This is a genomic window from Sphingomonas sp. MMS12-HWE2-04 (genome assembly GCF_044881185.1).
Taxonomy (GTDB): Bacteria; Pseudomonadota; Alphaproteobacteria; order Sphingomonadales; family Sphingomonadaceae; genus Sphingomonas.
In genome coordinates this window covers 2,670,738-2,696,713 of sequence record NZ_CP173254.1, presented here as the reverse complement: position 1 = coordinate 2,696,713, position 25,976 = coordinate 2,670,738, and the positions used below count along the sequence as shown (strand labels likewise).

The following is a 25,976-nucleotide window of genomic DNA, read 5'->3' as shown; positions in this document are numbered from 1 at the left end:
ACGATCAGGGAGAGAAAAATGTACGACACCAGGATTTCGCGTCGCGCGGCGCTGTTGGGGGCTGGCGCGGTTGCGGCTTGGGTCTCGAATCCGGCGCGGGCGATGCTGCAGGCTGCGGCGCAACTGCCGGTGCCCGCCTTTGTCGACGGGTTGGTCGCGAAGATGACGCTTGCCGAAAAGGCCGGCCAACTCACCTTGATGCCTGCGGCATGGAGCGGCGGCACCGCGACGGCGCTCAATCCCGCGACGCAGGGATCGAGCTTCGACACCCAGCTCGACGAGGTCCGCCAGGGCAGCATCACCGGCGTCTTCAACGGCAATGGTGCCGAGATGGCGCGGCGGATGCAGACCGCGGCGATGACCCAGTCGCGGCTCAAGATCCCTTTGCTGTTCGCCGCCGACGTGATCCACGGCCACCGCACGATCTTTCCGGTGCCGGTCGGCGAGGCGGCGAGCTTCGAGCCCGACCTTGCCGAACGCACGGCGCGCATGGCCTCGTATGAGGCCGCGGCCGCCGGCATCGACTGGACCTTCGCGCCGATGGTCGACATCGCGCGCGACCAGCGCTGGGGCCGGACGATGGAAGGCGCCGGCGAGGACGTGCTTCTCGGCAATCTGATCGCCGAGGCGCGCGTTCGTGGCTTTCAGGGCAAAGATCTCAAAGCGAACGACGCGATGCTGGCCTGCGCCAAGCATTTCGCCGCCTATGGCGCCGCAGAGGCCGGGCTCGACTATAGCACCGTCGATGTTTCGGAGCGCACGCTGCGCGAAGTCTATCTGCCGCCGTTCAAGGCTGCGCTCGATGCCGGCGTGCTGTCTTTCATGGCCTCGTTCAACGAGATTTCGGGCGTTCCCTCCACCGGCAACGAATGGCTGATGCGCAAATTGCTGCGCGACGAATGGGGATTCGAGGGCTTTGTCGTCTCCGATTATACCGGTGATATGGAGATGATCGACCATGGCTTCGCCCAGGATTTGCGCGAGGCTGCCAAGCTCGCCTTCCTCGCCGGCGTCGACATGAGCATGACCAGCGGCTTTTATCGCCAGCATCTGCCCGAATTGGTCGAGGCCGGCGAAGTGCCCGTGGCGCGGGTCGATGAGTTGGTCCGGAAGGTGCTCGCGATGAAGGCCCGGCTCGGGCTGTTCGAAGACCCCTTCCGCCGCATCGACGCCAAGCGCGAAAAGACCCGATCGCGCACCAAGGCGGCTACCGCGCTTTCGCGTGAGGCCGGACGCAAGTCGATCGTCCTGCTCAAAAATCAGGGCGATCTGTTGCCGCTGCCAAAATCGGGCAAGAAGATCGCGATCATCGGCCCGTTCGCCGCGGGCCAGCACGATCTGAACGGCCCCTGGGTGGTCTATGGTGACCAGGCCAATGCAACCGATCTCGCCAGCGGCGTGCGCGCCGCGGTTGCCGACAAGGCCAGCGTCACCGTCACGCCTGGATCGGGCGTCGAAGAGCCGCTCGCCGGCGGGATCGAGGCCGCCGTCGCCGCAGCGCAAGCTGCCGATGTCGTGCTGCTTGCGATCGGCGAGAGCGAGACGATGTCTGGAGAGGCGCAATCGCGTGCCGAGATCGTCATGCCCGCGCCGCAACAGGCGCTCGCCGAGGCAGTCGCCGCTACCGGCAAGCCGATCGTCGTGGTGCTCAAGAACGGCCGCGCGCTCGCGCTCCAGGGGGCAGTCGCCAATGCGCCGGCGATCCTCGTCACCTGGTTCCTCGGCACCGAGACCGGCAACGCCATCGCCGATGTGCTGTTCGGCGCCTACAGCCCCTCGGCGCGCCTGCCGTGCAGCTTCCCGCGTTCGCCCGGCCAGCAGCCTTATTATTACGCGCACAAGCAGACCGGCCGGCCGAACCCGTCGGACGATAAGCTCGAGCCGTACAAGGCGCATTATCGCGGCATCCCGAACAAGGCGCTTTATCCGTTCGGCCACGGCCTCACTTATGGCGTGATCGAATATACCGACCTCCAGGCCGCCCCGAAGCTGGCCTGGGACGGCGATCTGAGCGTCAGCGTGCGCGTCAGCAACCGCGGCAAGCGCGCCGCCGAGGAAGTCGTCCAGCTCTATATCCGCGACCGCGTGGCGAGTGTCACCCGGCCGGTCCGCGAGCTCAAGGCGTTCCGCAAGCTCGCGCTTGCGCCGGGTCAGTCCGAGACGGTGACCTTCAAGCTGCGCCGCGACTTGCTTCTGTTCATCGGCCGCGACGACAAGCCGACGGTCGAGCCCGGCACCTTCGATCTGTGGGTCGCGCCCTCGGCGGAGGCCGAAGGCGTCCACACGACTTTCGAACTGGTGCGCTAAAATCCCCCCTCCCTTAACAGGGAGGGGAAAGGGTCATGGATTCTCGGCCCCTATCCCGCGCACGATCCGGCCATGCACGCCCTTGCCCAGCGGGTTGGCCCACATTGCCGCGCACGACAGCGCCAGGAAGCCGAGCGGCACCAGCGCCAGCGTCCAGCGCATCGCCGCCAGCGTTGCTGCATCCTGTTCGGCGTTCGCGACGAACCCGGCCGAAGCGAAGCTCGTTCCGAGGATGGCCGTCGCCGCGCCGATCGCGATGCGCTGGAGCAGCGCCGCCATCCCGAACACCGCCGCCTCGACCCGCTGGCCGGTGGCGTGCGCGCCATATTCGATCGTGTTGGGCAGCATCGCCCAGAAAGCAAAGTGCAGCCCGACAATCGCGGCCTGCATCGCCACCAGGAAGATCTGCATCGCCGAGGCGCCGCGAATCTCCACTTCGGCGAACAAGGCGAGCCCCGCCATGCACAGCCCCGCCGCGAGAAACCACAGTCCCCGCGTCCCCAGCGCGCGCTGGAGCAGCATCCAGAGCGGCACCGCCATCCCGCTCACCAAGCCCATCCAGGCCAGCGCGCTCTGCCCCGCGGCATCGTCGCCGACGACATATTTGAAGTAATAGAGCACCGACTTGTTGAGCACCGTAACCGCGACGATCATCGCCATCATCGCGAGGTTGAGCGTGACGAAGGCGCGGTTGCGGGCCAGCGCGACCAGGCTCGCCGCGATCGACGGCCGCAGCCCTTGTGGCTCGACTTCGACTGCCGGCCGATAGGTCACCCCGACCAGCATCAGCACCCCCGTGGCGATGGCTGCGAACACCATCGCCGCGCCGAGATAGGCGCCCGCGGCGCTGCTTCCAGTCAGCCACGCCCCGATCGGCACGGTGCCGCGCGCCACCACCACCCAGGCTGCAGTGCCGAACACCATCCGCATCCCCGCAACGAGCGCCCGGTCATGGCTGTCGACGCTGATCCGCGCGCCCATCGCGAGATAGGGTATGTTGAGCGCGGCATAGGCGGTGCGGAACAGCAGATGCCCGGCAATCACCAACGCTACCCCCCAGGCGCCGCTTGGCGGCGGCGCGTAAGTCAGGATGCACGCCAGCCCCAGCGGCACGCTGCCCAGCACCAGGATCCGACCATAGCCCGCCTGCGTCCCGCGCCGGTCGGCGACCATCCCGATAATGAAATTGGCGATCCCGTCCCACACCGAAGCCGCGGTGTAGATCGCCGCCGCCAGCGCGATCGAGAGCCCCAGCGCCTCGGTATAATAGAACAGGAGGAAGAGCATGATGCTCTGCCAGTAGAGATTGAACGCAAAGTCCCCGAAGGCGAAGACGAGCAGCGAGAGCTTGGGTGCGCGCAGGGTCATTCGGGCGACGGGTTATGCGGGATCCGTGCCGGATTCCAGAGCCGGTTGTGCGCTGTCACGCCCAGAGATCGCGCACGGTCCGTCCATCCGGAGGCAAGTCTTCGAAGCTAACGAGACCGTCGAAATGGTCGATGGGAAGGTCGGCGACGGCTTCGAGTTCGGCAAGCCGCAGGTTCACCGCCATGCGCCGCCGGCCGTCCTCCTCCAGCCGCAGGCCGCGCCACGCCAAGACTCCGGCGCAAGTCGGGCAGAACAGGATTTCGAGTGCCGGATCGTCCTTGCCAACCCTGTGGAAGCGCGACGTCGGCCCGGTGATGCCGATGCGCTCGCCTTCGAAGTCGTACGCCCAAAGCGCGCCGTATCGATGGCATAGCGTGCAGTTGCACGCCGTGACCGGGCCTGGATCGCCGCTGAGCGTCCAGGCCGCGGCGCCACAATGGCAAGATCCTCTCAGCATGCGGCGCTCCGGCAATGTTGACGGCATTCTGCGCGGGCCGATCGCGGTCTGCAATCGCGATCATCGATTTCCGGCTACGATCCCTCCGCTCTCGCCGCCGGCGGCGCGGCCTGCGTGCGGATCACCTTCATCGGGGGGGCGCCATCGATAAAGGTAAAGCTCGAAAAGTCCGGCGCGAACTCCACTGTGATGCCCAGCGATTCGGATCGGAAGCGCGTCGGCGACAGGGCGATCAGGCGCTCGGCAGCGGAGGCGGGCGCGCCGACGAACCTCGCGAACAATCCCTCCGCGCGCGCGTCGAGATCGGTGTGAAGCCCGCTTCCCTCGAAGCGCCCGGCGGCGCGGGATAGCTCGGCGAGCGACAGCGTCTTTCCCTCGATCGCCGGTGCCGCGATGTCCGGCCAGCCATAATCGGCGGCAACCGCGCGGACGACTTCGTTCGTCAGTCGCCGACCGTCGCCGCCATTGGTCAGCACGACGATGCCGTCGCCCTTGCCGACATAGGCCGCCATGAAGGATTCGAAGCCGGGATTGACGCCATCATGGCCGAAGCGCGGGACGCCGTCGCGGTAAAGGGCGAGGCCGAGCCCCCAATTGTCTTTCACCGGGGTCATCATCAGCTGTGTCATGGCGGGCGAAAGGCGGTGGCCTGTTCTGCCCGCGGCGGAGGCCTGCAGATCGATCAGCAGCCGCGCCAGATCGCTCGCGCTGGTCCACAATCCGGCCGGCGCGAGCTGGGGGCAGACGCCGAAGCCGCCGGGAAGCGGTTTTCCCCGGGCGGAGCCAAATGCCATGTCGGTGCGGAGCGCCGCCGATGGCGGCATCGCGAAGGCGCTGCGCGTCATGCCGAGCGGGCCGAGCACTTCGCGCTGCGCAAGGTCGGCGAACGACAGCCCGCTCACGTCGGAAAGTGCGAGTTGCGCTACTACGTAGCCTCCACCGGAATATTCGAATTGTGCGCCTGCCGGCAGCATGCTGCGAACCGGCTGGTTGTCGGCCGGCGGTACGCCGTCGAGGATCTGGACCGTCGTGGGAAGGACGGCCCCGGGCAGGTAGCAGTGATCGAAGCCATGCACGCCTAGCCCGGCCGTGTGGCTCAGCAACTCGCGAAGGGTGACGCCGCGCGGCGCCAGCGTGTCGTCCTTTGGCAGCTGCCAGGAACGAAGCGCTTCGTTGATGTTGCGGTCCAGCCCGATCCTGCCTTGCTCGACCAGCCGCAGCGCCAGCATCGCCGACACCACCTTGCTGATCGACGCGGCCTGGAAGGCGGTGTTTGGCGTGACCGGTGCACAGCTCGTGACATCGCGAACCCCCCAGCCGCGTGCCCAGGCGAGCTTGCCCTTGTGGATGACCGCGACGCTGAGGCCGGGCACGTCAAAGCGCCGCATCCGCTCGGACAGGCTGAACGGCCTGTCGCCCGGCTTGATCACCGGAGGCTGCAAGTGCGTCTCGACATAGCGGCTATGCACATTGATCGGGCCACCTGCCGTGGCAGGCGGGGCCGCGCATCGGGTTTCAGCGCTTTGTGCGATCGCGTGACTGCTGACGACCGTGCTCAGCAACAAGGCGGCCATTGCCGTTAGTAGTCGCGGCATCGCATCTCTCCATGGTTGTTGAGGGCAGCATCCGCCGGTCGCCCATTCACTCGGCGGGCAATAGGTCACAGCTGTTGTTGCTTGCGCGGGCGCGGGCTAGGCGGCCGGCTCCTTGGTAGGGGGCAGGCGGAGGTCGGCATTCCACCGCGAAAGCCCCGTGAGGATCGCCAGTTCGATCATCAGAACGGCGGCGAGGATCATCGCCTGGCGGGCGTCGAGGAACAGCGCGCCCATGAAGAGGATCAGCGTCGCAAGCGCGGCAAGGATGGCCATGCCGGCCGATGCAACTCGCGGCCAGTCCCGTTCGAGCATCAGCCAGGCGATGCGCAATTGTCCGGCGCCAGACAGGAGTTGCAAGGCGGTGAGCGAGGGCACGGCGGCACGCACTGCGCCGCCGATCAACGCTTCCTGCCCGGGGACCATGAACGTGCCGCGAAGGCCCTGATGCCCCGCAAACAGATAGGGTAGATCGAACACCGCGCAGCCGACTTGGATCGCGGCCATGGGGATCATGATGCCCAGCGCCAGCGCATAGGTCGTCAGGATGAAGCGGCCCTCGTCCTGCGCCGGCATCTGACGCAGTGCGCCCATCAGGCACCCGGCGGCAAATCGGAGCGGCCTTCCATCCTCGGCGGCGACCTCGAACTCAGCCTGCATAGCCCGCGCCCAGTCGCTGCGCGTTTCGCCCAGGCAGCGGCAGGCCAGCGTCATCATCGCGCGGGAAAGGAGGAGGATCATCTTGTCCCCTTGGCCATAACCGCGCCGTTGGCGCGCGCGATGTCTTGGATCAGCGCGTACCCCGCCGCAGTAAGGCGGTAGGCGTGACGGGCCGGCCGGCCGGGCTGCGCAGGCTCGCGCCATTCGGCCTCGACCAGGCCCTGGTCGGTCATCCGCATCAGCAACGGATACAGCGTGCCCGAGAGCAGGCCCGTCTCCTTCATCACGTCATAGCCGTGCCGCCAGTCTCGCCCGGAAAGTGCTTCCAGCAGCTTGAGCATGTGCATCGAGGGTCGCCGATTGCGCTTCATATGCTCGTTGCAACATATGTAGATTTAAGAGTCAAGCAGCGCATATGAACGCGTCGTAAGCAGGGTTCCGTCCTAAGCGTTTTGCTCGATCGCCGCGACGCGCAAAACGTCTGTCCTATTGGGCTGCCAGGATGATACCTTCCACTTGGATAAGCTGGTGTTGACCTATGATGCATATGCATCATATGTCAGCCTAGGATTTTATAAAAAGTAAATAATATCAATAGCCTGATCGGGCTGACAGGTCGCCGAAAACGTGCGATCGTGTCAAGATCGGGAGCCAAGCAAGGGGAGTGCGTGCATGACCGACCTTCGCCGCCGTGCCATCGAGATCTACGATGCCTTCACCCATGAGCATCGCGACCGCCGTGCCCTGTTGCGCGAAATGGCAGCGCTCGCCGGGTCGGTTGCCGCTGCCGAGACGCTGATCGCCGGGCTCGCCGCGTCGCCGGCTGCCGCGCAGCAGGTGCCGGAGGACGCGCCCGGGATCGAGGTCGCGGCTCGCACCGTACTCGTCGGCAATGGGGTCAAAACCCAGGCCTATTCGGTCGGCCCGAAAGGCGTCGTCCACCCTGCGACCGTGATCGTCATCCATGAGAATTGCGGGCTCACCCCGCATATCAAGGACGTCGCCCGGCGGATCGCGTTCGCCGGCTTCCATGCAGTCGCGCTCGATCTCCTGTCCGCGGCGGGCGGAACCCCGGCGGACGAGGACAAGGCGCGCGAACTGATCGGCGCGCTCGATCTCGCCAGCACCACGGCGACCGTGGTCGCGGCAGTCCGGCAGTTCAAGGCCTTGCCAAAGGGCAATGGTAAGGTCGGCATCATCGGCTTTTGCTGGGGCGGCGCGATGGTCAATCGCGTCGCGGTTTCCGCCGGCCAGGATCTGAGCGCCGGCGTCGCTTATTATGGCCCAGCGCCCGATCCTTCGGAGGCAGGGAAGGTCCAAGCGCCGCTGATGCTCCATTATGCCGGCAACGACGCCCGCGTCGCGCAGACCGGCGCGCCGTGGGTTGCCGCGCTCAAGGCCGCGGGCAAGCCGGTAGAGGCGTTCACCTATCCCGGCGTCGAGCACGCCTTCAACAACGACACCTCTGCCGAACGCTATAATGCTGCCGCCGCCAAGCTGGCCTGGGATCGCACGATCGGCTTCTTTCACAAGCGGCTTGACGCGAGGCGCGGATAAGTTCTCTTTATGTTCTGATTTTAACGAGTCGCTTGGGGGAAAACGACATGGCCGACGATCTGATCTTCTACACCAACCCGCAGTCGCGCGGCCGCATCGCGCGCTGGATGCTCGAGGAAACCGGGGTGCCGTACCGCACCGAGGTCGTCGATTATGCGACGATGAAGGCGCCCGACTATCTCGCGGTCAATCCGATGGGGAAGGTCCCGGCGATCGTCCATCGCGGCAAGGTGGTCACCGAAGGTGCAGCGATCTGTGCCTATCTCGCCGATACTTTTGCTGACGCCGGTCTGGCGCCGATCGAAGACGAGCGCGCCGACTATTATCGCTGGCTGTTCTTCGCCGCGGGACCGGTCGAGCACGCCGTGACCAACACCTTCGCCAAGTTTGTGCCGAGCGCGGAGCAGGGGCGGATGTTCGGCTATGGCAATTTCGACCTGACCGTCGATGTGCTCGAGGCCGCGGTGCGCGCGCATCCCTATATCGCTGGCGACCGTTTCACGGCGGCCGATGTCTATGTCGGTTCGGCGGTCGGCTGGGGGGTGATGTTCGGCACGTTGCCCAAGCGCGACGCGTTCGTGGACTATGTGGCCCGGCTTCAGGCACGCCCTGCCTATCAGCGCGCCGACGCGATCGACAACGCGCTGATGGCCGAGACGGAGAACGCGTGATTTGCGACGCTGCTCGGTCGCTTCAGCGACCGGGTGGCACCGCTGTTTATCATCGCGGGTCGGCGAGCCTGCGCATCCGTTCGGGCAGCGCAGCCATCACTGCTGCGCGATCGGCATCGTCGGTGCTGCCCCAGCGGACGATCTCGTCGAGCGTGCGACCGCAGCCCTCGCACCAGCCGGTGCGAGGCGCGATCCGGCAGACGTTCGTACAGGGCGAGGCGATCGGCCGGCGGCCGGTCATGGGCCTGGTCAGGCGCCGATCGTGTAGTTTAGGAAGTCGGGCAGCGGGCCGTTCCAGCCATCGTCGGGCCCGTCATCTTGCTGGCGCGACTGGCGGCGTGGCTCTTCGCGGCGCGGTCGTTCCTCGCGGGCCGGACGCTCCTCGCGAGCGGGACGCTCTTCCCGAGCCGGACGCTCCTCGCGAGCGGGACGCTCAGCCCGTGCGGGCCGTTCCTCGCGGGGGGCGCGCGCTTCGCGGGGGGCGCTTTCCTCGCGAACGGGGGCTTCGGCGGCCGGCTTGGCCTTGCGGCCACCGCGCTCGCGCCGCTTGGGCGCCGCCTCGGCAGGCGCATCGAGGTCGCCGCCGGGAGTCGGCACGCGTTCGATCTTCTGGCCAGTGAGCTTCTCGATCTCCGAGAGGTTCTCGGCATCGTCGGGCGTCACCAGCGTATAGGCGATGCCGCTCGCGCCGGCACGGCCGGTCCGGCCGATACGGTGGACATAATCGTCCGGATGCCAGGGCGCGTCGAAGTTGAACACGTGGCTCACGCCCTTGATGTCAAGCCCGCGCGCCGCAACGTCGGAGGCGACGAGGATGTTGACGTCGCCGTCCTTGAAGCGGTCGAGCTCGGCGATGCGGGCCGATTGGTCCATGTCGCCATGGATCTCGGCCGATCGGAAGCCGTGCTTTTTGAGGCTCTTGTTGAGCTCGCGCACCGTGGTCTTGCGGTTGCAGAAGATGATCGCGGTGCGAACGTCTTCAGCGCCGAGCAGCGCGCGCAGGATCCGACGCTTCTCGAAGGCGCTCGACGGCGTCTGGACGATGCGCTGGGTGATGTTGGTGTTGGTCGTCGCCGGGCGGGCGACCTCGACCCGCTTGGGATCGTTGAGGAACTTGTCGGCCAGCTTCTTGATTACCGGCGGCATCGTCGCCGAGAACAGCAGGGTCTGGCGCTGCTTGGGCAGCTTGGTGCAGATTTCCTCGATGTCGGGGATGAACCCCATGTCGAGCATCCGGTCGGCCTCGTCGATAACCAGCAGACTGCAGCCGGTGAGCAGGATCTTGCCGCGCTGGAACAGGTCCATCAGCCGGCCCGGCGTGGCGATCAGCACATCGACGCCCTTTTCCAGCGCCTTGACCTGGTCGCCCATCTGCACGCCACCGATGAGCAGGGCCATCGAGAGCTTGTGGTTGGTGCCGTATTTCTCGAAATTCTCGGCAACCTGCGCGGCGAGCTCGCGGGTCGGTTCGAGGATCAGCGAGCGCGGCATCAGCGCGCGGGTGCGGCCTTCACCGAGGATGTCGATCATCGGCAGCACGAAGGCGGCGGTCTTGCCGGTCCCCGTCTGGGCGATGCCGATCAGGTCCTTGCCCATCAACACGGACGGGATGGCCTGGCGCTGAATCGGCGTGGGCTCGGTATAGCCCGCGTCGGTCACCGCGCGCAGAAGGTCGTCAGAAAGGCCGAGGTCGGCAAAGCTCATGCATTTTTCCGGAAATGGGCACGGTTCCCCGCGCCGCTAAAGCGATCACGCGCTTGCGGATTTGGCTACGGATGTCAAGCGCGAAGCCGGTTCAGCGAGCCTGAACCAGCGATGCGAAGCCCTGAATCGGACAAGTGCGCCCCGAACGCGATCGAAAGCCGTCGCGCTTGGCGCAAATCTTCTGGTCCTTGTTCGGCTTGACGTAGAAACCCGAATAGAAGCCGAGCGCGGGACAATCGGAGCCCAGCTTGGCGCGCAGCAGCGATCCGTCCTTGAGCACCAAGTCGACGCTGTCGGAGCGATTGACCGTAAAGCCGGCGAGCTTGTCGACCTTTACGCAATCATTCGCCTTCTTCTCGATCAGCGCGGGCAGGCGGGGCGCGCGCATGATGATCGTCGTCGTGCTGGTGACGGTGACCCGCGGGACGTGGATCGTCACGCGCTCCTGCTGCAGGCCTGCGACAGCCTCTGCCCAGCCCAGCGGCTCCGAAGTCGGAGTGGCAAGCAGCAGCATCAGTCCTGAGGCAAGAATCAGCGGGTTCAGCATGTCGGGCGTTGCTTCTACGGCATGGTTTTGAACAGTGGATGAACTGCCAGGCGGCATGCTACTTGGCCGGGCCATGACCCCCGCGCAAGGCATACTCGTCGACGCCGTACTCCAGCGCTTCGGCGCCAAGGCAGTGACCACCGATCCGCACGCGATCGCCCCATGGGTGACCGACTGGCGCGGGCGTTATCATGGCGCAGCATCGGCGCTGCTCTCGCCAGGGTCGACCGAGGAAGTCGCAGCGATACTGGCGCTTGCCTCGAAGGCTGGCGTCGCGCTGGTCCCGCAGGGCGGGAATACCGGCATGGTCGGCGGCGCGACGCCGCCGGCGGACGGGTCGGCGCTGCTGCTGTCGCTGCGCCGGCTCAACCGGATTCGCGCGCTGTCGCCGGAAAACAACCTGGCCGTCGCCGAGGCGGGCGTGATCCTGGCCGACCTGCGCAGCGCCGCGGAGGAAGCGGGGAGGCGCTTCCCGCTCGACCTGGGCGCGCGGGGGAGTGCAACGATCGGCGGGCTGGTGTCGACCAATGCCGGCGGCACCCAGGTGCTGCGCTTCGGGACGATGCGCAGCCTCGTCGCCGGCGTCGAGGCAGTGTTGCCCGACGGGTCGATCCATAACGGTCTGGCCGCGCTCAAGAAGGATAATCGAGGGTATGATCTTACCCAGTTGCTGGTCGGCGCCGAGGGCACGCTGGGCGTCATCACCGCCGCCACCTTGCGGCTGGTGCCGGGCATGGTCGCACGCGGCGTCGCTTGGGTCGGCGTGGCGAGCCCGCGAGATGCGCTAACGCTGCTTCGCCGGATCGAGGCGGCGACCTCCGCGGTCGAGAGTTTCGAGATCCTGCCCGCGCACACGCTGGCGCAGGTCATCGACCATGTGCCGGGGATCCGGGCTCCGCTTGACTCCGAACAGCCCTGGCATGTGCTGATCGAGGCCGTCGCCACCGACGTTGCGAGCGAGCCGCCCGCGCAGTTGCTCGAGCGGCTGCTTACGCCCGCGCTCGAATCGGGGCTGGCGCGCGATGTCGTGATTGCGGCGAGCGAAGCGCAGGCTGAGGCGTTCTGGCGGATTCGCCACTCGATCTCCGAGGCCGAGCGCGCCGCGGGGCCGGCGCTCCAGCACGACATCTCGGTTCCGGTCGAGGACATGCCGCGCTTCATGATCGAAGGCGGCGCGGCGGCGGAGGCGCGCTTCCCGGGCACGCGCACCGTGGCATATGGCCATCTTGGCGACGGCAACGTCCATTTCCACGTGCGTGCCCCGCGTGGCGCGGATGCCGAGCGCTGGTATGCCGAGGAAGGCGCGACGATCAGCGGCTTCGTCCACGACCTGGTCGTCGCGGCGAACGGATCGATCTCCGCCGAACACGGCATCGGCCAGATGAAGCGCGCCGAACTGGAGCGCCTGAGCGCACCGTCGCGGATCGCCGCGATGCGGGCGATCAAGGGTGCGCTGGATCCGCAGGGAATTCTCAATCCGGGCAAGCTGGTCAGCCTTGCGCCCGCGCGCAGCACACCATAGACCCCCGGGCCGGTTTCTATCGCAAGTTTGCATTTATCCAGGAGAGTATGATGGCCAGCGCGCCACAGCAGTCGCTTCCGTTGTTCTACAACCAACTCGAGCCGCTCTCGAGCCAGACCCATGCCGATTTCCGTGTGCGCAGCACCGACAAGGCGCCCTTCCTCGCGAACCAGCACGCCGTGCCGGTCACCGTCGAGGAATTCCCGATGGTGCAGCGCTTCCTGCCGATCGTCTTCTCGGTCGGCGAGGATCCTGTTCCGCTTGCGCTGATGGGCTTGAACGAGGGGGTGAACACCTTCTTCGACGAGGAAGGCAAGCTTATCGAGCCGAACTTCTACGTGCCTGCCTATATCCGCCGCTATCCGTATCTGCTGGCGCGCCTGCGTCCCGAAGCCGACGAGCTGTCGCTGTGCTTCGATCCGAGCTCGGACACGATCGGCAAGTTCGACGAAGGCGACAAGCTGTTCGAGAATGGCGAGCCCACCGAGACCACCAAGAACATCCTCCAGTTCAACGAGCAGTTCGAGCAGGCCGGCGCGCGCACCGCGATGTTCATCAAGGACCTCAAGGAACTCGATCTGCTGATCGACGGCGAGGTCACCATCCAGCCGGACGGCACCGGCCAGCCGTTCATCTATCGCGGTTTCATGATGGTCGACGAGAACAAGCTCAACGAGCTGCGCGGCGACCAGCTGCGCAAGATCGTCCAGAACGGGATGCTGCCGCTGATCTACGCGCATCTCTTCTCGCTTTCGCAGATGCGCGACATCTTCGGGCGCCAGATGCGCATGGGCAAGGTGCCCCAGCCGCAGCTGGTGACTCCGGTCTGATGCAGTTCGAGCGCGGCGATCGCTACAGCCGGGGCGCAATCGCCTTCCATTGGGCGATCGCCGCGCTTGTCCTGTTCAATCTCTGGCTCGGCCTCTTCCACAATTCGCTCCCCAATGACTGGAAGGTGATGCCGGTGCACAAATCGGTGGGCATGACCGTGCTGGCGCTCACCCTTGGCCGGATCGCCTGGCGGCTGACTCATAAGCCGCCGCACTTGCCCGCTGCCTTGCCGTATTGGGAAAAGCTGACGGCGAAGACCGTTCACTTCGTCCTCTATGCACTGCTCCTCATCCTACCGCTGACCGGCTGGCTGCTCTCCTCGAACCCTGAGCGGCCGCGGCCGATCGAATGGTTTTTCCTGTTCAAGCTCCCGGTGCTGCCGGCGACGCCCGGGATCGCCGGTGCGGCGCACGAGGCGCACGAGCTGCTCGGCCTGGCGATGACGGCGCTGGTGGTGATCCACATCGCCGCCGCGCTTCGCCACCATTTCCTGCTGCGCGACCGCGTGCTTTCGCGCATGCTGCCCTGGGGCACGCGGCGGAGCTGAACGCTCTGAAAACGCATTTCATCGCAGTTTTCGCGAGCCCCTTGAAACTATTCACCCCTCCCATATATTTGGTCTTCACGGCTTCGCGTCCCCCCTTTCGCGAAGACGTGCGACACACCTTCGGGTCTTCCCGGAGGCGTGTCTCCTCCCTGAACCTTGGCCACCCCGTGCGTAAGCACGGGGTGGTTTTTATTCGGCGGCGAGCGCGGCGGGCAGGGTCTCGTCGGCGACCGCATCGATGATCGCGCGCAGCAGGGTGGTGGCGGGGCGCAGGCCAGCACCCGGCTGATCGAGCGCGGCGTCGAGATAGAGCGCGCGATCGAATTCGAGCTGGATCGCATGCACGCCGTGGCGGGGGTTGCCATGGCGTTCGAGGATATGCCCGCCCGAATAGGGGGCATTGGCGGCCGTGGCGATGCCATGGGCGCGCGCCACGCCCTCGATCCGGCTCATGAAGCGCGATCCTGCCGTCTTGCCGAAACGGTCGCCCAGCACCAGCCGGGGCGCGGTGTGCGGACCTCCCAGCGGCGGCATCGAATGGACATCGAGCAGCACGGCGATTCCGAAGCGCGCATGCGCCGCTTCCAGCGCGGAGGCGAGGGCGGCATGATAGGGGCGGTGGTCGCACGCGATCCGCATCGCGACATCGTCCGCCGACAGCCGGCGCTGCCAGATGTCGCCGGCATGGCCGACGCGGCGCGGCACCAGCCCAAGGCCGCTGCGCAGCTTGGCCGAGAGCGGCACGCCGGAGATGCTGGCGCCGTCGTCCAGCCGGGGATCACGCTCCTGCTCGCCGCGGTTGAGATCGATCCAGGCGCGCGCGCGCTCGGCGATGAACAGCGTTTCGTCGCGATGGGCGCCGAGCGCCAGCACATCGACGCAACGGTCCTCCAGCCCCCTGAGCGCGGCCAGCGGCACGCGGATCGCAGCACGCAGCGCGAGCGGATAGTCGCGGCCGGCATGCGGCACCGACAACACCACCGGGCTGATCGGCTCGGCGGGACCATGGCGCACGAAGGAGGGCGAGGCGGTCACTCGTCCTTGCCTAGGCACCGTGCGGCGCAGCGGCAATGGGGTCGGGAACCTAAAAGCTGGAAAATCTTAAGGGCTTCGCGCATAAGGTGGCGCTCACCGATTGCTTGGGATGCCTGATGATCCGGATATTGCTCGCCGAGGATGACCGCGTCATGCGGGAATATCTCACGCGGGCGCTAGAGCGCTCCGGATATGCCGTGAGCGCCGTCGATCGCGGCACCGCGGCGATCCCGCTGCTCGAAACCGAGCAATTCGACCTACTGCTCACTGACATCGTGATGCCCGAAATGGACGGGATCGAGCTTGCCCAGCGCGCCAGCGAGATGGCACCGGAAATGCGCGTGATGTTCATCACCGGCTTCGCCGCCGTGACGCTCAAGGCCGGCAAGCAGGTGCCGCAGGCGCGCGTTCTCTCCAAGCCTTTCCATCTTCGCGACCTGGTTCTCGAGGTCGATCGGATGTTCGAAGCGGAGAATGCCGGATTTAATTGAAAATAGCGCGTCGGGCGGGTTGACGCGACGCCGCGAGGCTCGCTAAAGGCCGCCCTCCTTGGGGGCGTGTAGCTCAGTGGTAGAGCACTGTGTTGACATCGCAGGGGTCGCAAGTTCAATCCTTGCCACGCCCACCATTCTAAAAGCCCGCGTGAGCGCATGCGCTCCGCGGGCTTTTTCATGCGCTGGATCCGGCCGGGCAGCGGGCGTTCCGGAAGGCAGCGGGGAGTGTGGTGGCGGTGCCTGGAGCGCGCCGCACGCGGCCCGTTTCCATCGCCGTCGGTTGACATAGTTGACACGGAAACGGGGTCTTGGGTGCAGCGCCCCGGGTTCGCGTCCGCGAAGGGCCAGCGAAGCGGCGCCGAAGCAACTGCGACGCGCCACGCGCGCGACACCGACGCGACAGCGGAGCTCCGGCGACGCGACCCGCAGACGGCATCGACGCTCCGCGACGCGACAACGACGCGCCGCCTGGCGTGGCGCCGCGTGTGAGCGCTGGGCGATCGTGCTGCGTTTTCCATCGGATCGTGCTCCGCGAGCGACCCGTGGCGAGTCGCGCTGCCAGGCTAGCCAGCGCGGGCCGTGTAGGACAGCCTCAGTCCTTGAGCGGGTCGTGGCCCCAATTCATCAGCGAATAGCGCCAGCGCGAGCCGGGAATGCGGTGTTCGTCGTGCGGGCCCTGGGCACTGTGGCGGCGGACATAGCCGACGACCTTGCGCATATGGGCATAGTCGCCGCCGTCGAGCTCGGCCTTGTGGGTGCGCAGGATCTCGACGATGCGGCGGCCCGAGGCATGGCCGATGCTTTCGGAGGCGCCATCCTTCCTGATGCCGACGGAATGGCTTTCCTTGGTCTCCAGCCATTCCTCGATCTCGGCGGGCGCCATGTTCACCGCGTCGTGGAAATCGCGATAGACCTGGTCGTGATCGTCCTTGGCGGGCATGCGGACACTCCTCGAGCGGTATAATCCGCCAGCGCTAGACCAGGTCCTTCGCCCTGACCTGTTTGGTGCAGACCTGGACCGGAACGCCGTCGCCATAATCGGCGATGCCGCGCGGCTCCATATCGTAATGCTGGCACCATTTGGCGCCGTGGCTGGAATAGGCCATCGCGATGATCGTCATCGAGCTACGGCGATTGGCTAGATATTGCTCGGCGATCATCCGGCGCAGGGTGCGCATCAGGCAGAGCGCACGGCGGACGCGTTCGGCGCCATTGTCGCCGATCACGCCGATGCCGGGAACGATCGCATAGCGGCAGCTATGGCGCTCGGCTTCTGGGACGACGTCATCGGCGGTGAGCTGGCTGTCGGTGATTTCGCCGCGGATCAGCCTGAGCGCGGTCTCCTCCTTGATCGGCCAGAAGGAGGCATAGCCGACATAGCGCCGATCGCGATTGCTGTAGACGCCCACGGCCATGTAGCAATTCTTGGCCCCGGCCCTGTCGATTTCCTCCCAGGGCATGGTTTCCGAGCCCAGCGCGTTGGTGGCCGAAGGAAACAGCGCCGGGATCAGCGTGGTGCTGATCGCCTTGCCGAGATTGGGGGTGCGTTCGCGTATGGGCACGAGTTCTTCGAGATCGAAGACGTCGCCCGGATCAGGCATGGCCTTGTCCTTGCGGATGCGCTCGCGCTCGAGGACGATGATCGTCACCACCACCGCGACCAGCACCGCGAGGCCGATGCCGTAGAGCGCGGACTTGGACAGGCCGAGCCAGAGCGCGATGCGGCTCTCATTGTCGCCGAGCAGCTTGCCGACCATGCCGACGATTCCGGTGATACTGAGCGTCAGCACGATGGCGCGGATGCCGCTAAGCTCGCGCAGATGCGCGATGGCACGCGTCGTCAATTCGGCAAGGCGTGCGATCAAGCTGCTTCCCCCAAAGCAAATGGCTTCGCGAAGGTGCATGAGTACCGCTGCGAACGCCAGCGGGATCGGGGCAGAGCTGCTTTTTCCGGATCGGCCCCGCGCCGGGTCAGCGGATCAGCGCCTCGTACGCGTCGCCGACCTGGGGCAGCATCAGGCGGGCGCCGAGGCTGGTGAGCGCAACCAGGGCAATGCCGGCCAGCGCGATGCGGGCGGCGCGGCGGGGGAGGGGCCGGGTGAGCAGCAGGATCGCGGAGAGGCCGGCGGCGAGCATCGACCAGAGATGGTAGCGCCAATCGCCGGCGATGCTGACGACGAGGAAGCTCAGTTCCATCGCCGTTGCCGAGAGTGCGAGCGGGACGGCGAGGCCGTGCGCGACGCTGTGGGCGGGGCGGGCGAGCGCCAGCACCGCCAGCGCGACCGCCAAAGCGAGGATCGGCGCTCCGAGAGGACTGTTGGCCAGCCAGCCGGCGACGCGATCATACGCCGCCACCTGGGGGTCTGGAGAGGCCAGGCCGAAGCCATTGGGCAACGACGCCGCCTGCGGCACCGCCTGGGGGAAGTGCCAGGGCACGAACCATCGCATCGTCGCGTTCCAATGCGCGAGGCGGTGCGACAGATAGGCGGCGGGATGTTCGCGGATCGCGCGCAACCAGGCGGCGACGATCGCCTGGCGCGGCTGGCCGGTGAGGCCCTGCTGGAGGAAATCGCAGCGCTTCCCGGTCGAGAAGATGTCCCACAGGATCGAGGAGTGGCAACGCTGGGCCTCGAGCCTGCGCCAGGTCTCCGAGGGGACCAGCGGCACAGCGTCGGGCCCGGCGCGGTGGGCGATGCCGGCAAGGTCGAAGATCGGCTGGGTCGTTTCGACGCCGCTGGGCTCGGCACCGAGCAGGCGCTGGTTGATTGCGGGCGACAGGGCGAGGACGGCAAGCGTGGCCGCGCCGATCAGCAGCGCGCGCGAGGGCCATTCCTGCCAGCGCCACGGGGTAAGCAGCCCTACCGCCAGGGGTGCCACCGCGAATACAGCATTGGCGCGGACGAGCACGGCATAGAGGAAGAGCGCGAGGATCGCGGGGAGCGCGAGGCCGAGCGGCTTGCCGGCCAGCCGCTTCCAGGCGACGAGCCCGGTGGCGGCGAGCAGTGCGCCGGCCATCTGGCCATCCTTGACCACCACTGCCTGCCAGCCGAGAAAGGGCGGCCACAGGCCGAGCGCGAGCACTGCGAGCGCGGCGATCCGCGCACCGCCGTGGGCGAGCGCGGCGGCGAGCAGGCCGAGGCCGCCCCAGTAAAGCGCGGTCTGGAGCAGGAACATCGGGCCCTGGCCGGCCCAGCCCGCAGCGTGGAACAGCGACCAGAGCCGCGCCATCGCTGGCGGATGCCAGTCATAATAGGCGCCGGAGACGACCTGCTGATATTGCGCGATCGTGTCGTAATGCGCGACGCCGGGCCAGAAGAACGCCAGCACGGCGGCGCAGAGCAGCGCCGCCGCGATCCCAAGGGCCTTGGGCGAAAGGCGCGTCAGATGTGCAGCGCGCGGCCATAGGCGGCGAGCACGCTCTCGTGCATCGTCTCGCTGATCGTCGGGTGCGGGAACACCGTTTCCATCAGCTCGGCCTCGGTGGTCTCCAGCGTCTTGCCGACGGTGTAGCCCTGGATCATCTCGGTGACTTCGGCGCCGATCATGTGCGCGCCGAGCAGCTCACCGGTCTTGGCGTCGAATACGGTCTTTACGAAACCCTCCGCTTCGCCGAGCGCGATCGCCTTGCCGTTGCCAATGAACGGGAAGTTGCCGACCTTGACCTCGTAGCCGGCTTCCTTGGCCTTGGCCTCGGTGAGGCCGACCGATGCGATCTGCGGGTGGCAATAGGTGCAGCCCGGGATGTTGCGCGGGTCCATCGCGTGCGGGTGCTTGCCGGCGATCGCCTCGGCGGCGATCACGCCTTCGTGGCTGGCCTTGTGCGCGAGCCAGGGCGGCGCGGTGATGTCGCCGATCGCCCAGAGGCCCTCGATATTGGTCTTGCAGGCCGGATCGGTCTTGAGGAAGCCGCGATCGTCGACATCGACGCCGAGCTCCTTGAGGCCGATGTCCGCGGTGTTGGGCACGATGCCGATCGCGACGATGACATGGCTGAACTCACCGGGCGTGGACTTGCCGTCCTTGCCGGTGATCGTCGCCTTGATGCCCGCGGCCGTCGCCTCGATCTTGTCGATCTTGGCGCTGGTGTGGATCGTCATGCCCTGCTTCTTGAGTGCCTTTTCGAGGTGTGCGGAGATGTCCTTGTCCTCGACCGGCACGATGCGGTCGAGCATCTCGACCACGGTCACGTCGCTGCCCATGTCGTTGTAGAAGCTGGCGAACTCGATGCCGATCGCGCCCGATCCAATGACGAGCAGCTTGGACGGCATTTCCTTGGGCGTCATCGCGTGGCGATAGGTCCACACCTTGTTGCCGTCGGCAGGCAGATTGGGGAGATCGCGGGCGCGCGCGCCGGTGGCCAGGATGATGTTCTTGGCGGTGAGCTCGGTCACCTTGCCGTCTTCGGCGGTGACGCTGAGCTTGCCCTTCCCGGTCAGCTTGCCGGTGCCCATGTGCACGGCGATCTTGTTCTTCTTCATCAGGTGCGTGACGCCCTGGTTCAGCTGCTTGGCAACGCCGCGCGAGCGCTTGACCACGGCATCGAGGTCCGCGCTGATCTTCTCGGCGGCGAGGCCGTAATCCTTGGCATGCTGCATATAGTGGAAGATCTCGGCCGAGCGGAGCAGCGCCTTGGTGGGAATGCAGCCCCAATTGAGGCAGATGCCGCCCAGCAGCTCGCGCTCGACGATCGCGGTCTTGAGGCCCAGCTGCGAAGCACGAATCGCGGCGACATAGCCGCCGGGTCCGGAGCCGAGAACGATAACGTCGTAGGATTCAGCCATTGATTATCCAGCCTTCTGCTCCCTCCCCCTTGCGGGGGAGGGCCGGGGAGAGGGGTCAGCAGTGGAGCCGGCTCGATGCCGGCTCCACTGCTTTCGACCGCGTTGAGAATAGATGTGAGCACGGCCTCCGGCTGTGCCAATACGTCGTTGTTGTAAAAGCGGAGCAATCGGAAGTCCTGGCCGCATAGCCAGGTGTCGCGACGTTCGTCATAGGCGCTGTCGACATGTTGCGAACCGTCGGCCTCGACGATCAAGCGCTTCTCGAAGCAAACGAAATCAACAATGTACTTGCCGATCTCCTGCTGGCGTTTCCACTTCGTCCCGACGAAGCGATGATTGCGGAGCAGTGTCCACAGCACGCGCTCTGCTTCGGTAGGGTTCTTCCGCATTTCGCGCGCTCTTGCGAGCGCGCGCCCTCTCCCTCCCACCGCTGCGCGGCGGGCCCATCCCTCCCCCGAAATGGGGGAGGGTGAAGAAGGATCTGCGATCACCCCTCCGTCACCGGCCGCGGGCGCTTGTGTTCGTCGACTGCGACGAAGACGAAATGCGCCTGGGTGACGAGGCAGCTTTCCTCCGAATGGCGGGCGCGGCGCCAGGCCTGGACTTCGATCGTCATCGAGGTGCGGCCGACCTTGACGATCTCGGCATAGACCGAGACTTCGTCGCCGACGGTGACCGGGGCGTGGAACTTCATCCCCTCGACTGCGATCGTCACCGCGCGGCCGCGCGAATGGCGGGCGGCGACGAGGCCCGCGGCCAAATCCATCTGGCCCATCAGCCAGCCGCCGAAGATGTCGCCATAGGCATTGGCGTCGGCCGGCATCGTGCTGACCCGGATCGCCGGCTGCGTGCTGGGAGGCGTCGATTCAACCGTCATGCCGGGTGCCCTTGATGCCGTTGTCGAGCTTGGTCCGATCCTGCTCGAAGGCACGGCGGACCGGGCCGATTCCCATCAGCACCACCGCGGCCATCATCACATAGGTGACCAGCCAGATGTCGCCGGTGGCGCGCGGATAGGACCAGGCGGCGGCGGTGCCGATCAGCGCCGCCGCGACCAGCCCGATCGCGATGTGCACCACTTCGATAAGGACGCGCATCGCCCGGGGCTCCTCAGGCGATCATGCCCATCGGGGCTTCGACCAGTTCCTTGAACGTCTTCATCAGCTGCGCGCCGTCGGCGCCATCGATCGCGCGGTGATCGAAGCTGCCGGTCGCCGACATGATCGTGGCGATGCCGAGCGCGTCGTCGATGATGAACGGGCGCTTCTCGCCCGCGCCGATCGCCATGATCATGCCCTGGGGCGGATTGATCACTGCCTCGAACTGCTTGATCCCGAACATGCCCATGTTGGAAAGCGAGGCAGTGCCGCCCTGATATTCCTCGGGCTTCAATTTGCCTTCCTTGGCGCGGCCGGCAAGGTCCTTCATCTGCGACGAGATCGACGAGACGCTGACGCCCGCGGCATCGCGGATGATCGGCGTGATCAGCCCGGTGGGAGTCGACACCGCGACCGAGACGTCGGCGCGGCTATATTTGATCAGCTTGTCGCCGGTGTAGGTGACGTTGCACTTGGGCGTCTGGATCAGCGCGACGCCGAGCGCCTTGATCAACAGATCGTTGACCGAGAGCTTCACGCCGCGCGGCTCGAGCGCTTTGTTAAGCTCGCCGCGCAGCTTGAGCAGCGCATCGAGGCGAATGTCGAGCGTGAGATAGATGTGCGGGATCGTCTGCTTCGACTCGGTGAGCCGGCGCGCGATCGTCTTGCGGATGTTGGAGAGCTTCTCTTCCTCGTGCGGGATCGACTCGTCGTACCAGACCGGCTTGTGCTCGGCAGGTGCGGCGGCGGGCGCCGAGGTTGAGGGGGCAGGAGCCGCCGCTGTTTCAGCAGGCTTGGCAGCGGGTGCCGCGCCGGGCTTGGCGCCTTCGAGATCGGCCTTGACGATGCGGCCGTTCGGGCCGGAGCCGGTGACGCTCGAAAGATCGAGGCCCTTTTCGGCGGCGAGGCGCTTGGCCAGCGGGCTTGCCTTAACGCGGTTGCCGCTCGCGGCGGGTGCGGCGGCCGGAGTCGGCGCGGGCGTGGCCGCCGGACTCGGGGCAGGGGCAGCTTCGGCCTTGGGTGCCGCAGCCGGCGCGGGCGCCGGCGTCGGGGTAGGCGTGGCGGCAGCGGACGTTTCTTCGCCGTCACCGGCCATCACCGCGATCACGGTGCCGACCTTCACATTGTCGGTGCCTTCGGGAACCGTGATCTTGCCGATCACACCTTCGTCGACCGCTTCGAATTCCATCGTGGCCTTGTCGGTCTCGATCTCGGCGAGCAGGTCGCCCGACTTGACGGTGTCGCCCTCTTTCACGAGCCATTTTGCGAGGGTGCCCTCTTCCATGGTCGGAGAGAGCGCCGGCATCTTGATTTCGATTCCCATTGGGCGTCCTTAGGTCGTGGGATAGGCTTTGCTCTCCCTTCGCCGCGTGGTTCCCTAGGGTCAAGCCCTCCGGCCTTGCGCGGCGTGCAATCACGCGCCACTCAACGTGCGAGTAGAGGGATTTCGCCGCAATGCGCACATATCTGGTGGTGATCGACGAGACGCCCGAATCCGAGATCGCGCTGCGCTTCGCGGCGCGGCGCGCGGTCAAGACTGGCGGCGGAGTCGAGATTCTCGCGCTGACGCCGCCGATGGAGTTCGTCCAATGGGGCGGGGTGATGGCGACGATCGAGGAGGAAAGCCGCCAGCGCGCCGAGGCGCTGGTCGCGCGCGCGGCGGGCACGCTGTTCTCCGAATCGGGGATCACGCCTTCGATCACGGTGCGCGAGGGCGACGGCGCCAAGGTGGTGCGCGAGATGATCGCCGCCAATCCCGAGATCGCGGCTTTGGTGCTCGGCGCGGCGCCGAGCGGGCCGCCGGGCAAGCTGGTCAGCCACTTCACCGGCGCCGATGCAGGGACGTTCAGCGTGCCGGTGATGATCATTCCCGGATCGCTCGACATCGAAGCGATCGACCGGCTGAGCTGAGGTGCCGATGCGCATTGCCCTGATCCCGCTCGTCCTGCTCGCCACCCCCGCCGCGGCGCAGGAAAGGCCCGATCCCGCGCGATTGAAGGCGAGCGTCGACATGCTCGTCAGCTTCGGCACGCGGCACACGCTGTCCGACCCCGAAAATCCCACGCGCGGCATCGGCGCGGCGCGGCGCTGGTTCGCCGGCGAGCTTTCGAAACTGGGCGAGCAATGCGGCTGCATCGAAGTCGCCAATATCGCACGCGGCTTCACCGGCGAGCGCGCGCCCAAGGGCGTGCAGATCGTCGACGTGCTCGGCTTCCAGGCGGGCACCGATCCCAAGCGCGTGGTGATCGTGATGGGGCATATCGACAGCCGCGTCGCCGATGTGATGGACGCAACGTCGGACGCGCCGGGCGCCAATGACGACGCCTCGGGCGTGGCGCTGGTACTCGAGGCGGCGCGGATCCTGTCGAAGGAGAAGCTCACCGCCACGGTGATCTATGCGGCGCTTTCGGGCGAGGAGCAGGGGCTGTTCGGCGGGCAATTGCTTGCCGAGACTGCCAAGGAGCGCGGCTGGAATGTCAGCGCGGTGCTCAACAACGATATCGTCGGCAACACGCTGGGGCAGGACGGGCGCCGCGTCGCCGACCGGGTGCGCGTGTTTTCCGAGGGCATCCGTGAGGTCGAGCCGAGTCCAGCGCAACTCGCGCGCCGTGCCGATGGCGGCGAGGACGACGGACCGTCGCGTGCGCTGGCCAAGGCGATCGACGGAGTGGCGAAGGGCATCAGTGGCGGGATCGACGCCGTGCTGGTGCGGCGGCCCGATCGGTTCGGGCGGGGCGGCGATCACTCGCCGTTCCTCAAGCTCGGCTATCCCGCGGTGCGCTTCAGCGTCGGCGTCGAGAATTACGATGCGCAGCACCAAGACCTGCGCACCGAAAGTGGCCGCGTCTATGGCGACACCGTCGACCGGATGGACTTTCCCTATCTGGCCAAGGTGACCGCGATCAACGTCGCGACGGTCCGCCAGCTTGCCAAGGCGCCCGCCGCGCCGGAGAGCGTGACGATCGGCGGGGCGCTGGCGACCGACACCAGCGTGGCCTGGACCCCGGTTGTGGGCGCCGCGAAATACCGCATCCACTGGCGCCGCGCCGACGCGCAGGACTGGACCGACCATCTCGACGCGACCGGCAGCGAGGCGGTGCTCAAGGGCGTGATTGTCGACGATACGTTCGTGGGCGTGTCGGCGCTGGCGGCGGATGGCTCGGAGAGCGTGGTGACCTTTGGCGGGCGGGCGCGGCCTGCGTCGCGCTAGCGCGAATGCTCTAGCCAATCATAGTGGGAATTGCGTCGATCATGTTGAGAAGACCGACGTACCTGCCCAATATTGACAGTTCACTATCCGATCGGACGAGACCGGCCGCCTGCGATTTCGAAACCATAATGGCGGCATCTGATCTGGTGAAAATGCGTGATCTATTTGCCGTTGGCAAACTCAAATAGATAGCTTTCAATTTTTCAGGGTTGATGCCTTTGCGTCGTAGCTCTGCCTCCGCGGACGGGAGTGCCAGCTTGGCGATCGTGTATCGTCCCGCAAGCTGCGTTTGTGCCGCCGACCAATGGTAAAGTGCCATACAGGCGGGCGCAGTGGTTAGGAGTGGCCCTACACCGGCAGAAAAATTGCCGGTTTCAATAAAAATTGCTCCTTCAGCAGCAATTTGCGCAGAATTCGCCGAGTCTAGACCTTCCAAAATGCAGTCTACACTTTGGCGTGGCTTCGATTCCGCTGGAATCGCAAGAAGCAAACTTAACGCTGAGAAAGTTGAGAGCATATCGTCCCTTCGGCATTCGCCCAAACGATGTCAAACTGCCAAAATCAGAACGAGTAGAGGCTTCGTGTGTTCAGCGGCAGCCGCAGACGCAGCAGGCGGGCTTGGGCCGCGGGCGCCATTTGCGGACGACGCGCTTGCGCGGCGCGGCGCGGACGTACGATGTGACGACCTTTTCCTCGACCACCTGCTCTTCGATCACCGTGGTGGTGGTGATCGGGGCGGGGGTGATCACCACCGTGGTGGTGCCGCCGGCGGCGTAATAAGTGCCACCCTGGTAAGTCGCGCCCTGGTATGCGCCGCCCTGATAGGCCCCACCTTGATACGCGTTGCCACCGTAGAAGGTGCCACCCTGATAGGCGCCGCCCTGATACGCGCCCTGGGCCTGATAGGTCTGGACGTGGACGGGCGGGGGCGGCGGCGCCGGCGGGCCGTAGCTGCCGGGATAGGGCTGGGCGGGATAGGGGATCGGCGCCGAATAGGCCGGAGCCTCGTCGTGATAGGCGCCGGCGTCGACGTCGAGCGAGGGCGGCGGATAGCCTGCGCCGGCGACGGCGTAGCTCTCGGCATAGCCATCCTCGGCATAGGCGTCGGCATCGGCCTCCCAGCCGATTCCGCCAACAGAATCCCAGATGCGGCCGCCATCGTCGACGAGCAGCGCGTCGTCATAATAGCGCGTCCAGTAATAGCCGCGCGGCGGGGCCGAGAGGCCGAAGCTCAGATAGTCGGGAACGCGAAAGTCGCGGCCGCGCCAATAAGGCGGGAGCGATGCGCCGCGATCGAGCCGGCGATACGCATTCCAGCCGCCCGGCGCGCGATAGCCCGCGCTCCAGCGGCCGTTGACCGGCGCGCCCCAGCGGCCTGGGCGGACATGGTTGAAGCCCGGGCGGCCGGGCTGCATCGGCGCGGCGCCGGGACGGCCCTGCTGCGGCATGACCACCATGCGGCCATTCTGCGGGACATGCTGTGCGGCGGCCGGCATCGCGGCGACGAGGCCTGCAGTTGCTGCCGCGATAAAACAGATGTTGCGCACCACTTGATCACTCCCTCGGCGTCGGTTGCCCCCAACCTCTCGCGCTTA

The 25,976-nt window shown here is 66.4% G+C and carries 27 protein-coding genes, 1 tRNA gene and 1 pseudogene; 10 read left to right on the top strand and 19 right to left on the bottom strand.

Features of this window, described 5'->3' with window-relative positions; translation table 11 throughout:
- Positions 1 to 18: 18 nt before the first annotated feature.
- A complete protein-coding gene (locus tag AB2M62_RS12410; protein WP_404334131.1) occupies positions 19 to 2,307 on the top strand; it encodes a glycoside hydrolase family 3 N-terminal domain-containing protein in 2,289 nt (762 codons plus the stop codon).
- A gap of 33 nt (positions 2,308 to 2,340) precedes the next feature.
- On the opposite strand, the gene AB2M62_RS12405 is transcribed toward AB2M62_RS12410, so the two are convergent.
- The 5 genes from AB2M62_RS12405 to AB2M62_RS12385 form a co-directional block, all read right to left on the bottom strand.
- Positions 2,341 to 3,675, bottom strand: coding sequence for an MFS transporter (locus tag AB2M62_RS12405; protein ID WP_404334129.1), 1,335 nt, complete (start codon positions 3,673 to 3,675; stop codon positions 2,341 to 2,343).
- Between the two features lie 55 nt (positions 3,676 to 3,730).
- Positions 3,731 to 4,186: a GFA family protein gene (locus tag AB2M62_RS12400; RefSeq protein ID WP_404334127.1), complete on the bottom strand. Its 456-nt coding sequence runs from the start codon at positions 4,184 to 4,186 to the stop codon at positions 3,731 to 3,733.
- A 20-nt stretch (positions 4,187 to 4,206) separates the two neighbouring features.
- Entirely contained in the window at positions 4,207 to 5,727 is a 1,521-nt protein-coding gene (locus AB2M62_RS12395) for a serine hydrolase domain-containing protein (RefSeq protein WP_404334125.1), read from the bottom strand.
- 96 nt (positions 5,728 to 5,823) lie between these two features.
- On the bottom strand, positions 5,824 to 6,465 hold the full coding sequence (locus AB2M62_RS12390) for a hypothetical protein (RefSeq protein ID WP_404334124.1): 642 nt from the start codon (positions 6,463 to 6,465) through the stop codon (positions 5,824 to 5,826).
- Entirely contained in the window at positions 6,462 to 6,755 is a 294-nt protein-coding gene (locus tag AB2M62_RS12385; protein ID WP_404334122.1) for a PadR family transcriptional regulator, read from the bottom strand. Before AB2M62_RS12385 ends, AB2M62_RS12390 begins: the two co-directional genes overlap by 4 nt.
- Positions 6,756 to 7,056: 301 nt before the next feature.
- Between AB2M62_RS12385 and AB2M62_RS12380 the strand changes: the two genes are divergently transcribed.
- Together AB2M62_RS12380 and AB2M62_RS12375 are read left to right on the top strand one after the other, a co-directional pair.
- Positions 7,057 to 7,941: a dienelactone hydrolase family protein gene (locus tag AB2M62_RS12380; protein ID WP_404334121.1), complete on the top strand. Its 885-nt coding sequence runs from the start codon at positions 7,057 to 7,059 to the stop codon at positions 7,939 to 7,941.
- 47 nt (positions 7,942 to 7,988) lie between these two features.
- Positions 7,989 to 8,612 (top strand): glutathione S-transferase family protein, encoded by a 624-nt coding sequence (locus tag AB2M62_RS12375; RefSeq protein WP_404334119.1) that lies wholly within the window; start codon positions 7,989 to 7,991, stop codon positions 8,610 to 8,612.
- A gap of 49 nt (positions 8,613 to 8,661) precedes the next feature.
- Here AB2M62_RS12375 and AB2M62_RS12370 read toward each other — a convergent pair whose 3' ends face one another.
- The 3 genes from AB2M62_RS12370 to AB2M62_RS12360 all read right to left on the bottom strand — a co-directional run bounded on the left by AB2M62_RS12370 (position 8,662) and on the right by AB2M62_RS12360 (position 10,863).
- On the bottom strand, positions 8,662 to 8,853 hold the full coding sequence (locus tag AB2M62_RS12370) for a DUF1289 domain-containing protein (RefSeq protein ID WP_404334117.1): 192 nt from the start codon (positions 8,851 to 8,853) through the stop codon (positions 8,662 to 8,664).
- A gap of 8 nt (positions 8,854 to 8,861) precedes the next feature.
- On the bottom strand, positions 8,862 to 10,316 hold the full coding sequence (locus AB2M62_RS12365; RefSeq protein WP_404334115.1) for a DEAD/DEAH box helicase: 1,455 nt from the start codon (positions 10,314 to 10,316) through the stop codon (positions 8,862 to 8,864).
- A 91-nt stretch (positions 10,317 to 10,407) separates the two neighbouring features.
- The gene (locus AB2M62_RS12360; protein WP_404334113.1) at positions 10,408 to 10,863 is read right to left on the bottom strand and encodes a hypothetical protein; all 456 of its coding nucleotides are present in this window, start codon (positions 10,861 to 10,863) and stop codon (positions 10,408 to 10,410) included.
- 73 nt (positions 10,864 to 10,936) lie between these two features.
- On the opposite strand from AB2M62_RS12360, the gene AB2M62_RS12355 reads away from it, so the two are divergent.
- The 3 genes from AB2M62_RS12355 to AB2M62_RS12345 are packed head-to-tail and all read left to right on the top strand — an operon-like array spanning position 10,937 to position 13,763.
- Complete coding sequence (locus AB2M62_RS12355; RefSeq protein ID WP_404334111.1) at positions 10,937 to 12,385, top strand: FAD-binding oxidoreductase; 1,449 nt, start codon at positions 10,937 to 10,939, stop codon at positions 12,383 to 12,385.
- A gap of 50 nt (positions 12,386 to 12,435) precedes the next feature.
- Positions 12,436 to 13,215: a SapC family protein gene (locus AB2M62_RS12350; protein WP_404334110.1), complete on the top strand. Its 780-nt coding sequence runs from the start codon at positions 12,436 to 12,438 to the stop codon at positions 13,213 to 13,215.
- Positions 13,215 to 13,763 carry a cytochrome b gene (locus AB2M62_RS12345; RefSeq protein ID WP_404334109.1) on the top strand — a complete coding sequence of 183 codons (549 nt, stop codon included), beginning with the start codon at positions 13,215 to 13,217 and terminating at the stop codon, positions 13,761 to 13,763. The genes AB2M62_RS12350 and AB2M62_RS12345 overlap by 1 nt, the downstream gene beginning before the upstream one ends.
- Before the next feature lie 189 nt (positions 13,764 to 13,952).
- Here the strand turns inward: AB2M62_RS12345 and AB2M62_RS12340 are convergent, their stop codons facing one another.
- A complete protein-coding gene (locus AB2M62_RS12340; RefSeq protein ID WP_404334107.1) occupies positions 13,953 to 14,798 on the bottom strand; it encodes an N-formylglutamate amidohydrolase in 846 nt (281 codons plus the stop codon).
- 116 nt (positions 14,799 to 14,914) lie between these two features.
- On the opposite strand from AB2M62_RS12340, the gene cpdR reads away from it, so the two are divergent.
- Positions 14,915 to 15,289: a cell cycle two-component system response regulator CpdR gene (gene cpdR / locus AB2M62_RS12335; RefSeq protein WP_404334105.1), complete on the top strand. Its 375-nt coding sequence runs from the start codon at positions 14,915 to 14,917 to the stop codon at positions 15,287 to 15,289.
- Between the two features lie 62 nt (positions 15,290 to 15,351).
- Positions 15,352 to 15,426: transfer RNA gene (locus AB2M62_RS12330), tRNA-Val, on the top strand.
- 458 nt (positions 15,427 to 15,884) lie between these two features.
- Here the strand turns inward: AB2M62_RS12330 and AB2M62_RS12325 are convergent.
- The 8 genes and pseudogenes from AB2M62_RS12325 to AB2M62_RS12290 all read right to left on the bottom strand — a co-directional run bounded on the left by AB2M62_RS12325 (position 15,885) and on the right by AB2M62_RS12290 (position 22,494).
- Positions 15,885 to 16,232, bottom strand: coding sequence for a DUF3140 domain-containing protein (locus AB2M62_RS12325; protein ID WP_404334103.1), 348 nt, complete (start codon positions 16,230 to 16,232; stop codon positions 15,885 to 15,887).
- Positions 16,233 to 16,266: 34 nt separating this feature from the next.
- Complete coding sequence (locus tag AB2M62_RS12320) at positions 16,267 to 17,157, bottom strand: hypothetical protein (RefSeq protein WP_404334101.1); 891 nt, start codon at positions 17,155 to 17,157, stop codon at positions 16,267 to 16,269.
- A 106-nt stretch (positions 17,158 to 17,263) separates the two neighbouring features.
- Positions 17,264 to 18,619, bottom strand: a complete 1,356-nt coding sequence (locus tag AB2M62_RS12315; protein WP_404334099.1) for a hypothetical protein — start codon at positions 18,617 to 18,619, stop codon at positions 17,264 to 17,266.
- 53 nt (positions 18,620 to 18,672) lie between these two features.
- Positions 18,673 to 20,073 (bottom strand): dihydrolipoyl dehydrogenase, encoded by a 1,401-nt coding sequence (gene lpdA / locus AB2M62_RS12310; protein WP_404334097.1) that lies wholly within the window; start codon positions 20,071 to 20,073, stop codon positions 18,673 to 18,675.
- Between the two features lie 155 nt (positions 20,074 to 20,228).
- Positions 20,229 to 20,462 (bottom strand): annotated as a pseudogene (locus tag AB2M62_RS12305) (endonuclease domain-containing protein); the annotation flags it as partial.
- A 98-nt stretch (positions 20,463 to 20,560) separates the two neighbouring features.
- Positions 20,561 to 20,950: an acyl-CoA thioesterase gene (locus tag AB2M62_RS12300; RefSeq protein WP_404334095.1), complete on the bottom strand. Its 390-nt coding sequence runs from the start codon at positions 20,948 to 20,950 to the stop codon at positions 20,561 to 20,563.
- On the bottom strand, positions 20,940 to 21,170 hold the full coding sequence (locus tag AB2M62_RS12295; protein ID WP_404334094.1) for a hypothetical protein: 231 nt from the start codon (positions 21,168 to 21,170) through the stop codon (positions 20,940 to 20,942). Before AB2M62_RS12295 ends, AB2M62_RS12300 begins: the two co-directional genes overlap by 11 nt.
- Before the next feature lie 13 nt (positions 21,171 to 21,183).
- Positions 21,184 to 22,494 (bottom strand): pyruvate dehydrogenase complex dihydrolipoamide acetyltransferase, encoded by a 1,311-nt coding sequence (locus AB2M62_RS12290; RefSeq protein WP_404334093.1) that lies wholly within the window; start codon positions 22,492 to 22,494, stop codon positions 21,184 to 21,186.
- A 131-nt stretch (positions 22,495 to 22,625) separates the two neighbouring features.
- On the opposite strand from AB2M62_RS12290, the gene AB2M62_RS12285 reads away from it, so the two are divergent.
- On the top strand, positions 22,626 to 23,081 hold the full coding sequence (locus AB2M62_RS12285) for a universal stress protein (RefSeq protein WP_404334091.1): 456 nt from the start codon (positions 22,626 to 22,628) through the stop codon (positions 23,079 to 23,081).
- A 7-nt stretch (positions 23,082 to 23,088) separates the two neighbouring features.
- Complete coding sequence (locus AB2M62_RS12280) at positions 23,089 to 24,381, top strand: M20/M25/M40 family metallo-hydrolase (protein ID WP_404334089.1); 1,293 nt, start codon at positions 23,089 to 23,091, stop codon at positions 24,379 to 24,381.
- 10 nt (positions 24,382 to 24,391) lie between these two features.
- On the opposite strand, the gene AB2M62_RS12275 is transcribed toward AB2M62_RS12280, so the two are convergent.
- Positions 24,392 to 24,898 carry a hypothetical protein gene (locus tag AB2M62_RS12275; RefSeq protein WP_404334088.1) on the bottom strand — a complete coding sequence of 169 codons (507 nt, stop codon included), beginning with the start codon at positions 24,896 to 24,898 and terminating at the stop codon, positions 24,392 to 24,394.
- Positions 24,899 to 24,968: 70 nt separating this feature from the next.
- Positions 24,969 to 25,931 (bottom strand): RcnB family protein, encoded by a 963-nt coding sequence (locus AB2M62_RS12270; protein ID WP_404334087.1) that lies wholly within the window; start codon positions 25,929 to 25,931, stop codon positions 24,969 to 24,971.
- Between the last annotated feature and the right edge of the window lie 45 nt (positions 25,932 to 25,976).

Excerpts from the sequence above, each read along its gene's own strand:
- AB2M62_RS12410 (WP_404334131.1), top strand. The coding sequence starts at position 19 with ATGTACGACACCAGGATTTCGCGTCGCGCGGCGCTGTTGGGGGCTGGC.
- AB2M62_RS12405 (WP_404334129.1), bottom strand. The coding sequence starts at position 3,675 with ATGACCCTGCGCGCACCCAAGCTCTCGCTGCTCGTCTTCGCCTTCGGG.
- AB2M62_RS12395 (WP_404334125.1), bottom strand. The coding sequence starts at position 5,727 with ATGCCGCGACTACTAACGGCAATGGCCGCCTTGTTGCTGAGCACGGTC.
- AB2M62_RS12390 (WP_404334124.1), bottom strand. The coding sequence starts at position 6,465 with ATGATCCTCCTCCTTTCCCGCGCGATGATGACGCTGGCCTGCCGCTGC.
- AB2M62_RS12385 (WP_404334122.1), bottom strand. The coding sequence starts at position 6,755 with ATGAAGCGCAATCGGCGACCCTCGATGCACATGCTCAAGCTGCTGGAA.
- AB2M62_RS12380 (WP_404334121.1), top strand. The coding sequence starts at position 7,057 with ATGACCGACCTTCGCCGCCGTGCCATCGAGATCTACGATGCCTTCACC.
- AB2M62_RS12375 (WP_404334119.1), top strand. The coding sequence starts at position 7,989 with ATGGCCGACGATCTGATCTTCTACACCAACCCGCAGTCGCGCGGCCGC.
- AB2M62_RS12370 (WP_404334117.1), bottom strand. The coding sequence starts at position 8,853 with ATGACCGGCCGCCGGCCGATCGCCTCGCCCTGTACGAACGTCTGCCGG.
- AB2M62_RS12365 (WP_404334115.1), bottom strand. The coding sequence starts at position 10,316 with ATGAGCTTTGCCGACCTCGGCCTTTCTGACGACCTTCTGCGCGCGGTG.
- AB2M62_RS12360 (WP_404334113.1), bottom strand. The coding sequence starts at position 10,863 with ATGCTGAACCCGCTGATTCTTGCCTCAGGACTGATGCTGCTGCTTGCC.
- AB2M62_RS12355 (WP_404334111.1), top strand. The coding sequence starts at position 10,937 with ATGACCCCCGCGCAAGGCATACTCGTCGACGCCGTACTCCAGCGCTTC.
- AB2M62_RS12350 (WP_404334110.1), top strand. The coding sequence starts at position 12,436 with ATGGCCAGCGCGCCACAGCAGTCGCTTCCGTTGTTCTACAACCAACTC.
- AB2M62_RS12345 (WP_404334109.1), top strand. The coding sequence starts at position 13,215 with ATGCAGTTCGAGCGCGGCGATCGCTACAGCCGGGGCGCAATCGCCTTC.
- cpdR (WP_404334105.1), top strand. The coding sequence starts at position 14,915 with ATGATCCGGATATTGCTCGCCGAGGATGACCGCGTCATGCGGGAATAT.
- AB2M62_RS12325 (WP_404334103.1), bottom strand. The coding sequence starts at position 16,232 with ATGCCCGCCAAGGACGATCACGACCAGGTCTATCGCGATTTCCACGAC.
- lpdA (WP_404334097.1), bottom strand. The coding sequence starts at position 20,073 with ATGGCTGAATCCTACGACGTTATCGTTCTCGGCTCCGGACCCGGCGGC.
- AB2M62_RS12300 (WP_404334095.1), bottom strand. The coding sequence starts at position 20,950 with ATGACGGTTGAATCGACGCCTCCCAGCACGCAGCCGGCGATCCGGGTC.
- AB2M62_RS12295 (WP_404334094.1), bottom strand. The coding sequence starts at position 21,170 with ATGCGCGTCCTTATCGAAGTGGTGCACATCGCGATCGGGCTGGTCGCG.
- AB2M62_RS12290 (WP_404334093.1), bottom strand. The coding sequence starts at position 22,494 with ATGGGAATCGAAATCAAGATGCCGGCGCTCTCTCCGACCATGGAAGAG.
- AB2M62_RS12285 (WP_404334091.1), top strand. The coding sequence starts at position 22,626 with ATGCGCACATATCTGGTGGTGATCGACGAGACGCCCGAATCCGAGATC.
- AB2M62_RS12280 (WP_404334089.1), top strand. The coding sequence starts at position 23,089 with ATGCGCATTGCCCTGATCCCGCTCGTCCTGCTCGCCACCCCCGCCGCG.
- AB2M62_RS12275 (WP_404334088.1), bottom strand. The coding sequence starts at position 24,898 with ATGCTCTCAACTTTCTCAGCGTTAAGTTTGCTTCTTGCGATTCCAGCG.